Source organism: Nocardia sp. NPDC003345 (assembly GCF_053589395.1).
The window spans coordinates 1-8,152 of sequence record NZ_JBSFRU010000304.1 but is presented as its reverse complement, the minus strand read 5'-3'; the positions used below and the strand labels follow the sequence as shown (position 1 = coordinate 8,152).

At 68.5% G+C, this 8,152-nt stretch carries 8 protein-coding genes; 5 read left to right on the top strand and 3 right to left on the bottom strand.

Annotated elements, in window-relative coordinates:
• Nucleotides 1-97: 97 nt before the first annotated feature.
• Nucleotides 98-907 carry an SDR family oxidoreductase gene (locus tag ACWDU1_RS25825; protein ID WP_450002304.1) on the top strand — a complete coding sequence of 270 codons (810 nt, stop codon included), beginning with the start codon at nt 98-100 and terminating at the stop codon, nt 905-907.
• A gap of 117 nt (nt 908-1,024) precedes the next feature.
• Nucleotides 1,025-2,020: an NAD-dependent epimerase/dehydratase family protein gene (locus ACWDU1_RS25820; protein ID WP_450002302.1), complete on the top strand. Its 996-nt coding sequence runs from the start codon at nt 1,025-1,027 to the stop codon at nt 2,018-2,020.
• Between the two features lie 32 nt (nt 2,021-2,052).
• Here the strand turns inward: ACWDU1_RS25820 and ACWDU1_RS25815 are convergent, their stop codons facing one another.
• Nucleotides 2,053-2,592 carry a DUF402 domain-containing protein gene (locus ACWDU1_RS25815; RefSeq protein WP_450002300.1) on the bottom strand — a complete coding sequence of 180 codons (540 nt, stop codon included), beginning with the start codon at nt 2,590-2,592 and terminating at the stop codon, nt 2,053-2,055.
• Nucleotides 2,593-2,725: 133 nt separating this feature from the next.
• Between ACWDU1_RS25815 and ACWDU1_RS25810 the strand changes: the two genes are divergently transcribed.
• Both ACWDU1_RS25810 and ACWDU1_RS25805 read left to right on the top strand, forming a co-directional pair.
• Nucleotides 2,726-3,298 (top strand): putative glycolipid-binding domain-containing protein, encoded by a 573-nt coding sequence (locus ACWDU1_RS25810; RefSeq protein WP_450002299.1) that lies wholly within the window; start codon nt 2,726-2,728, stop codon nt 3,296-3,298.
• Between the two features lie 165 nt (nt 3,299-3,463).
• Entirely contained in the window at nt 3,464-4,222 is a 759-nt protein-coding gene (locus tag ACWDU1_RS25805; RefSeq protein ID WP_450002297.1) for an alpha/beta fold hydrolase, read from the top strand.
• A 109-nt stretch (nt 4,223-4,331) separates the two neighbouring features.
• Here the strand turns inward: ACWDU1_RS25805 and ACWDU1_RS25800 are convergent, their stop codons facing one another.
• Nucleotides 4,332-5,192 carry a MaoC family dehydratase gene (locus ACWDU1_RS25800; RefSeq protein ID WP_450002307.1) on the bottom strand — a complete coding sequence of 287 codons (861 nt, stop codon included), beginning with the start codon at nt 5,190-5,192 and terminating at the stop codon, nt 4,332-4,334.
• On the bottom strand, nt 5,192-6,550 hold the full coding sequence (locus ACWDU1_RS25795; protein WP_450002296.1) for a 3-oxoacyl-ACP reductase: 1,359 nt from the start codon (nt 6,548-6,550) through the stop codon (nt 5,192-5,194). Before ACWDU1_RS25795 ends, ACWDU1_RS25800 begins: the two co-directional genes overlap by 1 nt.
• Nucleotides 6,551-6,785: 235 nt before the next feature.
• Here ACWDU1_RS25795 and ACWDU1_RS25790 point away from each other — a divergent pair, with 235 nt between their 5' ends.
• A complete protein-coding gene (locus ACWDU1_RS25790; protein WP_450002305.1) occupies nt 6,786-8,084 on the top strand; it encodes an acetyl-CoA C-acetyltransferase in 1,299 nt (432 codons plus the stop codon).
• The last annotated feature ends 68 nt before the right edge of the window (nt 8,085-8,152 follow it).

Genomic DNA, 8,152 nt, shown 5'->3' with positions numbered 1-8,152 from the left:
CCGGCGTCTACCTCGGCCGGGCACTGCTCCGGATGAACGACGACGCGATCAGGCTCATCGCCTACTTCGCTCTCCGCGAGCCGATCGGTAGCCCGCTGTGATCGATGCGCGCGGGGCCCGGGTATGTATCACCGGCGGTGCGCGTGGGATCGGACGAGCCGCCGCCGAGGAGTTGATCGCTCGTGGCGCGCGGGTGTGGATCGGCGACCGCGATCTCCCCGCCGCCGAACAGACCGCCGCCGAAATCGGCGCCACCGCCCATGTTCTCGATGTCACCGACGTGGACAGCTTCCGTGGCTTTCTCGCCGCCGCTGAGGCGGAAGGCCCGATCGATATGCTGGTCAACAATGCCGGAATCCAGCTCATGGGCGGGTTCGCCGATCAGGATCTGGCTGCGGCGCATCGCGAACTCGCCGTGAACCTCGGGGCCGTGCTCACCGGTGTACATCTGGTCCTGCCCGGCATGCGCCTGCGCCGGCGCGGCCATATCGTCAACATCGCCTCCATGGCCGGAAGGATCACCACGCCAGGTATCGCGACCTACTGTGCCTCGAAATTCGGCGTCGTGGCCTTCTCTCGCGCTCTGCGGGCCGAACTCGCGGGCTCGGGCGTCACCGTGACCACGGTGCTGCCCGCCGCCACGCGCACCGATCTCACCTCCGGGGTGCGGTTACGGCTGCAGCCCACATTGACGCCGCAACAGGTCGCTACCGCGATCGCCGACAGTGCCGGGCACGGTCGCGGCGAGGTCACCGTGCCTCGTTGGCTGGCGCCGATGGGTCTGGTGGAGGAGCTGATTCCGGCCCCGGTGCTGTGGTCGCTCAAACGATTCGTGGGTGGCGCCGAGTACGGCGCGTACGACCCGATGCAGCGAAAGGAGTACCTGGACCGCCTTCGGCAGCCGTGATCCGGTAGCGGACCACCGTGATGGGGAATGTCGGCGGTCCACTGTGCAGGCGCGGGAATTGACAGGTAGCCGGACAGCTGTCTATTTTCGCGGTGCCGTCGATTCGGGAAGGTGCGGATGAGTGTGCCGAAGTTGGTGATCGGTGGGAGCGGCTTCCTCGGCTCGCAGGTGGCCCGCCATCTGAGCGAACTCGGTGAGCGGGTGCGGGTGATGCTGCGGCCGACCAGTTCACGCCGGGCGCTACGGGACCTCGACGTCGAGTACGTGGTCGGTGAGATCACCGATGCCCGGGCGCTGGCCGCGGCGATGGACGGTTGCGATGTGGTCTATTACTGCGTGGTGGACGCCCGGCCCTGGCTGCGGGATTCGGCGCCGCTGTACTCCACGAACGTGAGCGGTTTGCGGACCGTGCTCGAGGTCGCGCGCGAAGCCGGGTTGGCGCGGTTCGTGTTCACCAGTTCGGTCGCCACGCTGCCCATCGCCGAGCAAGTGGTCGATGAGGATTCCGGCCCGCACAATTGGGTCGATCTCGGCGGCCCCTACGTTCGCTCGCGCGTGCAGGCCGAGGAGTTGGTGCTGAGCTTCGCGCAGGACCACGGGTTGCCCGCGGTCGCGATGTGTGTGGCCAACACCTATGGGCCCGGCGATTATCTGCCCACACCCCATGGCGCGTTCGTCGCGCTGGCCGCGCGCGGGAAGCTGCCGTTCTATGTGCGCGGTGCCGGCGCGGAGGTGGTCGATATCCGCGATGCCGCCCGCGCGCTGGTGCTGGCCGGTACGCGCGGCCGGCCCGGCGAGCGCTACATCATCTCGGCCGGCTGGTGCCGCACCCGCGACCTGCACGATCTCGCCGCGTCGGCGACCGGCGCCCCGCCGGCGAAATACGGACTGCCACCGGCGCTGCTGCGGATGGCGGGTATCGCGGGAGAACTCGTCGCCCGCCTGAAGGGCAAGGATGTTCGCGTCACCCGGACCACGATGCGGCTGATGCACACCATGACCCCGCTCGACCATTCGAAGGCGGAGCGCGAATTGGGCTGGGAGCCGCGTCCGATCGAGGACACGATCACCGATGCCGCCCGCTTCTTCACCAGGAAAAGGACCAGGCCGTGACCATCGGCCCCTCGCCGGCCACGGCGCGATCGTCACCGGCACGAATCGGGCCGCCAATCCTGCCATCGCGGTAGCCACCAGCACTCTCCGCGATCCAGAGCGGTAGCGACCCGCTCGGCCTCACGCCACACTCCGTCGGCTTCCGCGGGGGTGAGCCGGCCGCAGGCCACCTGCGCCGCGACATCGTCGCGGTCCTTCCACTCCCATACCCCCTCCCGGACAACGATGTCGAGTCCGTGATCGTCGGTATCGAAGTAGCGGTCACCGCGCCGGTAGGGCCGCTCGAAGTTGATGTACCAGCTGTCGAATCGTCCCTTGCGGAAGAACGCCCACACCGAATGGGCATCGGCGGGGCGATGGAGCTGCAGCACGCTGCTGCCGGTCCATCGGTCCTGTCCCGACCACGGATGCGGGCCGAAGGGGTGTGCCGGAAATGTGAAGGGGGTACCGTCGGCGATCCATACCGCGAGTACATCGTCGTCGGCGATCACCCGCACCGGCATCGTCATCCACACGCGTCCGTGCAGGACTTCGCGGCGCTGCACCGTGGAGCCGACCGGGAAAACGGGCATGTTCGCCACGTTAGCTCTGCTCGCGGCGAACGGCATCGGTGATCGCGGTATCGACCGCGACCCGCGACGGTGAGGTGTCCGGTGCGCTCGATCACGCGTATTCCTCGACGCCGCCACGGGATACAGTCGGCGCGTGCGATTCGACGACCTCCCGTTGCAGGCGGGCTGGCGCCATCAGGGCGCGCGTGAGGGCTTCGAGGTGCTGTTCACGACGCGCACCTCCTCCGGGTATACGTTGGCCGGTCAGACCACGGCCGTCGAATCGGGTGCCGGGTGGACCGTCGCCTACCTTGTCGCCGTCGACGACCGCTGGCGGACAACGACGGTGCGGGCGAGCAACCGGACCGCACAGGGTGAGGCGCACGTCGAGCTCGAACGCCGGAACGGGCACCGATGGTTCGTATCCGGGGTTCATCGGCCCGAACTGGACGGCTGTGTGGATATCGACTTCGAATCGTCCGGCGTCACCAATACGCTGCCGGTCCACCGGCTCGACCTCGCGGTCGGCGATACCGTCGCCGTGCCCGCGGCCTTCGTGCGAGCCGGCGACCTGGGTGTCGAACGGATCGAACAAACCTATACCCGCCTCGACGACAGCGGCCGGTTCGGCTATACGTCGAGCACGTTCGACTTCGCCTGCGAGCTGATCTTCGACGCCTCCGGGTTGATCGTCGAGTACCCCGGAATCGCGGTACGTGTCGCATGACCGGCCCGGCCACCCGTGGGTGGTCTCCACGGTGGATGACCGATGCGGATCCGCCCCGTGGAATGTTTATGCGGTATAGCCTTCTCTGGAATCAAGAATCGGCATTCCTCATCTGAGAACCGCTACGAACAAGTTTCGGTGAGGGTGCGGGAGGAGCGGCCGCGTATGCGATTTGTGCTGGTACACGGGGGATTTCATGCGGCGTGGTGCTGGGATCGGGTGATCGCTGAGCTGAATCGGCTCGGCCATGAGGGCGTGGCTGTCGATCTGCCCGGTCACGGTCCGCGGGTGGCCGAGGAGTCGACCCTGGCCAACCGGCGCGAGGCCGTCGCCGCGGTGCTGCGCGCCGGGGACATCCTGGTGGGTCATTCCGGGGGCGGGTTCGATGCCACCCTCGGCGCGGATACCGCCCCGGAACTCGTCGATCACATCGTGTACCTGGCCGCGGCGCTGCCCCGGGAGGGACGCAGCTACACCGAGGCGATGACCATGCGCAACGCCGAGGACGGCGAAATCGACGGCGATGTCGGGGAGATGCTGAGCCACCTCCACTTCGACGCGGACGGCGCGATGACGTTCGCATCCTTCGAAGGCGCGTGGGACTACTTCTACCACGATTGCGACCGGGAAACGGCGCGCTGGGCCTTCGAGCGGCTGGGCCCGGAACGATTCGGCGATACGACCGTGGCGCCGGTGGCGGTGCCACGGTTCTGGGCCGCCGATCTGCCCCGTAGTTTCATCCGCTGCCTGCAGGACCGGGCGATGCCGCGGTGGCTGGCCGACACCGTCGCCCGGCGTCTCGGGGTGGAGCCACTGACGATCGATGCCTCGCACTCACCGTTCCTGAGCCGGCCCCGTGAGCTGGCCGAGCTGCTCGTTCACGCCACGACCACCGATCCGATCGCTGCGCTGGTTCCCGACTGAGGTTGCGGACACGATCGTCGGGATCGCCACGGGAGTCCGCCGAGGAGGACGCCCAACGGACAGAACCCCCCTCCGAAACGGAAAGGGGTTCTGTGACCGTCGCCCCGGCTCAGCGCAGGGTCGCGGTGAGGTGCGGGTAGCCCTTTTTGGGGTGCCGGAGCGCGAGATCCCAGCCGTCGGCGGACCGGTCCGCGTAGACGTTCACCGTCGAGGGCAGCAGAATCGGTTTACCGAATTTCACCGCATAGGTGACCTTTTCGGGGATCCGGCCCTCGACCGTGCCCAGAATCGCCGCCGCCGACCACATTCCGTGCGCGATGGCCTTGGGGAAGCCGAACGCCTTGGCGCCCAGTGCCGAGGTGTGGATCGGGTTCTGGTCGCCGGAGGCGGCCGCGTAGCGGGTGATGGTCTTCTGGTCCACCCGGATGGCCCGCAGCGGGGGCGGGGGGACCTCGTCCGGTTTCGGCTCGGGTTTGGGACCGCCGGACAGTGAGGTCTTCTGCTGGTGCAGGAAGGTGGTGACCTGGCGCCACACCAGTTCCCGGCCGACCCGGATCTCGCTGACCGCGTCCACCAGCAGCCCTTTGGGGTGCTCGCGGAGATTCTCGATATGGGCGGTGATATCGAGAGGTTCGCTCACCGAGATCTCGCGCGTGCGCTCGATCAGGTTCTCCGCGTGCACGGCACCGACGGCGACGAACGGGAAGTCGCGCTGCACCACCAGGCTCATCACCAGCGGGAAGGTGATGATGAACGGGTAGGTGAGTGGCAGGGTGTCGCTGTAGCGCAGGCCGGTGGCCCGGCAGTAAGCGGCCAGATGATCCGGGTCGATACGGAGGCCGTCGAGCCGGACCTCGCGGTCGGGGATCGCGGATTTGCGGGAGGACAGCAGTGGTACCGCGCCCAGTGCCGCCTTCACATACAGCCCGCCGTTCTTCGGCGGGGCGTCGAAGGTGATGGTCTCGGTCATCACGCGCCGATCATGCTCTGACCGCAGACGCGGACGATATTGCCGTTCACCGCGTTCGACGCGGGGCTCGCGAAGAAGGCGACCGTTTCGGCGACGTCCACGGTCTGCCCGCCCTGGTTCAGCGAGGCCATCAGGCGCCCGCCCTCCCGGGTGGCCAGCGGAATGGCGGCGGTCATGGCGGTTTCGATGAAACCGGGCGCCACGGCGTTGATGGTGATGTCCTTCTCGGCCAGCACCGGGGCCTCGGCGTTCACCATGCCGATGACACCGGCTTTGGAGGCGCCGTAGTTGGTCTGGCCGCGGTTGCCGGCGATACCGGCGATGGAGGAGACGTCGATGACCCGGCCGCCCGGTTTCAGCGCACCCGAGGCCACCAGGCCCTGGGTGATCCGGTGCGGGGCGGCCAGATTCACGCCGAGCACCGCGTTCCAGCGGCCCTCGTCCATATTGGCCAGCAGTTTGTCGCGGGTGATACCGGCGTTGTGCACGATGATGTCGATCCCGCCGAAGCGTTCGGTCGCGAATTCGGCGAGCCGTTCGGCGGCGTCGGGGGCGGTGACGTCGAGTGCGAGCGCGGTGCCGCCGACCTTGTTGGCGGTTTCGGCCAGTGCCTCACCGGCGGCGGGGATATCGGCGACGATCACCGTCGCGCCGTCGCGGGCGAAGACCTCGGCGATGGTGGCGCCGATGCCCCGGGCGGCGCCGGTGACCACGGCGACCTTCCCGTCGAGCGGGCGGTTCCAGTCGGCGGGCGCGGTGGCCTCGTCCTTGCCGACCCGGATCACCTGGGCGTCCACGAACGCCGATTTGGCCGACAGCACGAACCGCAGGGTCGAGGCCAGGCCGGTGGCGGCGGAGGCGGCCTCGGGGTGCAGGTACACCAGCTGCGAGGTGGCGCCGCGCAGCAGTTCCTTGCCGACCGAGCGGGTGAAGCCCTCGAGGGCGCGCTGGGCGATCTGCTCCTCCACGCTGCCGGTGAGCTCCGGGGTGGTGCCGATGACCAGGACGCGGCCGGACGGGGCGATACTGCGCATGGCCGGCTGGAAGAACTCGAACAGCTGCGACAGTTCGTCGATGCCGCCGATACCGGTGGCGTCGAAGACCAGCGCGCCGTACTTGGTGCCGGGCGCCAGGGAGTCGGCGAAGGTGTAATCCCCCGCCAGCAGCGTGCGCACCGCCTCCGCCGCGCGACCCTTGCCGCCGAGCAGCACGGGGCCGGGGAGTGCCGGTTCACCGGCGACATAGCGGCGCAGCTTCTCCGGCTTGGGCAGGCCGAGCTTGTTCGCGAGGAACCCGCCCGGCGCGGAATTGACGAACGATCCGTAGAGGTTGGGTGCGCCCTTGCTCTTGGCTGCCACTGTTCCCACCTTTTCTGTTGCTCGATTGTGGTGTCCGTACCGCGCGTCGCCCGGTACGGCTCCCCGGTGCCCGCGCCGGCGGTGTCGGCGGTCACCGGAGGTGGTGTCGACATTGAACTTACTCCGGAGTAAGTTTATCGTAAACCGATCGCGGGCGGGCGTCGGTCGCCGCAGCCGGGTACCGCGGCCCGAAGCCGGCAAACCCGACCATCTCGCCACCTCGACAACCTGGGAGATCCGAGTGACCACCACATCCCGTTCGACTCGTCCGGTAGCCATCCTCGGCGGTAACCGCATCCCGTTCGCCCGCTCCGACAAGGCCTACGCGCACGCCTCCAACCAGGACATGTTCACCGCGACCCTGGACGGGCTGGTGAGCCGTTTCGGCCTGCAGGACGAACGGCTGGGCATGGTCGCCGGTGGCGCGGTGCTCAAGCGGGTCGGCGAGCACGGCATGATCCGGGAGAGCGTGCTGGGCAGTCGGCTCAGTCCCTATACCCCCGCCCACGATCTGCAACTGGCCTGCGGTACCGGCCTGCAGGCCGTGGTCACCGTCGGCGACGCCATCGCGGCCGGCCGGATCGAGGCCGGTATCGGCGGCGGCACCGACACCACCTCCGACGCGCCGATCGGGGTCAGCGAGCGGATGCGCGAGTGGATGCTCGACGCCAACCGGGCGCGCACCAACGCCCAGCGCCTGAAGCTGGTCGGGCAGTTGCGGCCCGGCATGCTCGGTATCGAGATCCCGCGCAACGCCGAACCGCGTACCGGGCTGTCCATGGGCGAACACGCGGCCATCACCGCGAAGGAATTCGGTGTGGCCCGGGAGGCGCAGGACGAACTGGCCTATCTGTCGCACAAGAATATGGCCGCCGCCTACGAACGCGGTTTCTTCGACGACCTGGTCACCCCGTTCCTGGGCCTGACCCGCGACGACAATCTGCGCCCGAACTCCTCGGTGGAGAAGCTCGCCAGCCTGAAACCGGTCTTCGGCGTGAAACTCGGCGACGCCACCATGACCGCCGGTAACTCGACCCCGCTCACCGACGGCGCCTCGGCCGTTCTGCTGTCCAGCGACGAATGGGCCGCCGAACGCAGCCTGCCGGTGCTGGCGCATCTGGTGGACAGCGAGGTCGCCGCGGTCGATTACATCCACGGACCCGACGGCCTGCTCATGGCGCCCACCTACGCGGTGCCCCGCCTGCTCGCCCGCAACGGCCTGACCCTGCAGGATTTCGACTACTACGAGATCCACGAGGCCTTCGCCTCGGTGGTGCTGGCCACCCTGCAGGCCTGGGAGTCCGACCGGTACTGCAAGGAGCGGCTGGGCCTGGACGGCGCGCTGGGCTCCATCGACCGGGCCAAGCTGAACGTCAACGGTTCCTCGCTGGCGGCCGGTCACCCGTTCGCCGCCACCGGCGGCCGGATCGTCGCCCAGACCGCCAAGATGCTGGCCGAGAAGGGCTCGGGCCGCGCGCTCATCTCGATCTGCGCGGCCGGTGGGCAGGGCGTGGTCGCCATTCTGGAGCGCTGACATCAGATAACCGATACCGCTGGTGGCGTTGACCTGCTCGACCACGACCAGTGCCAGCCACGAGATGG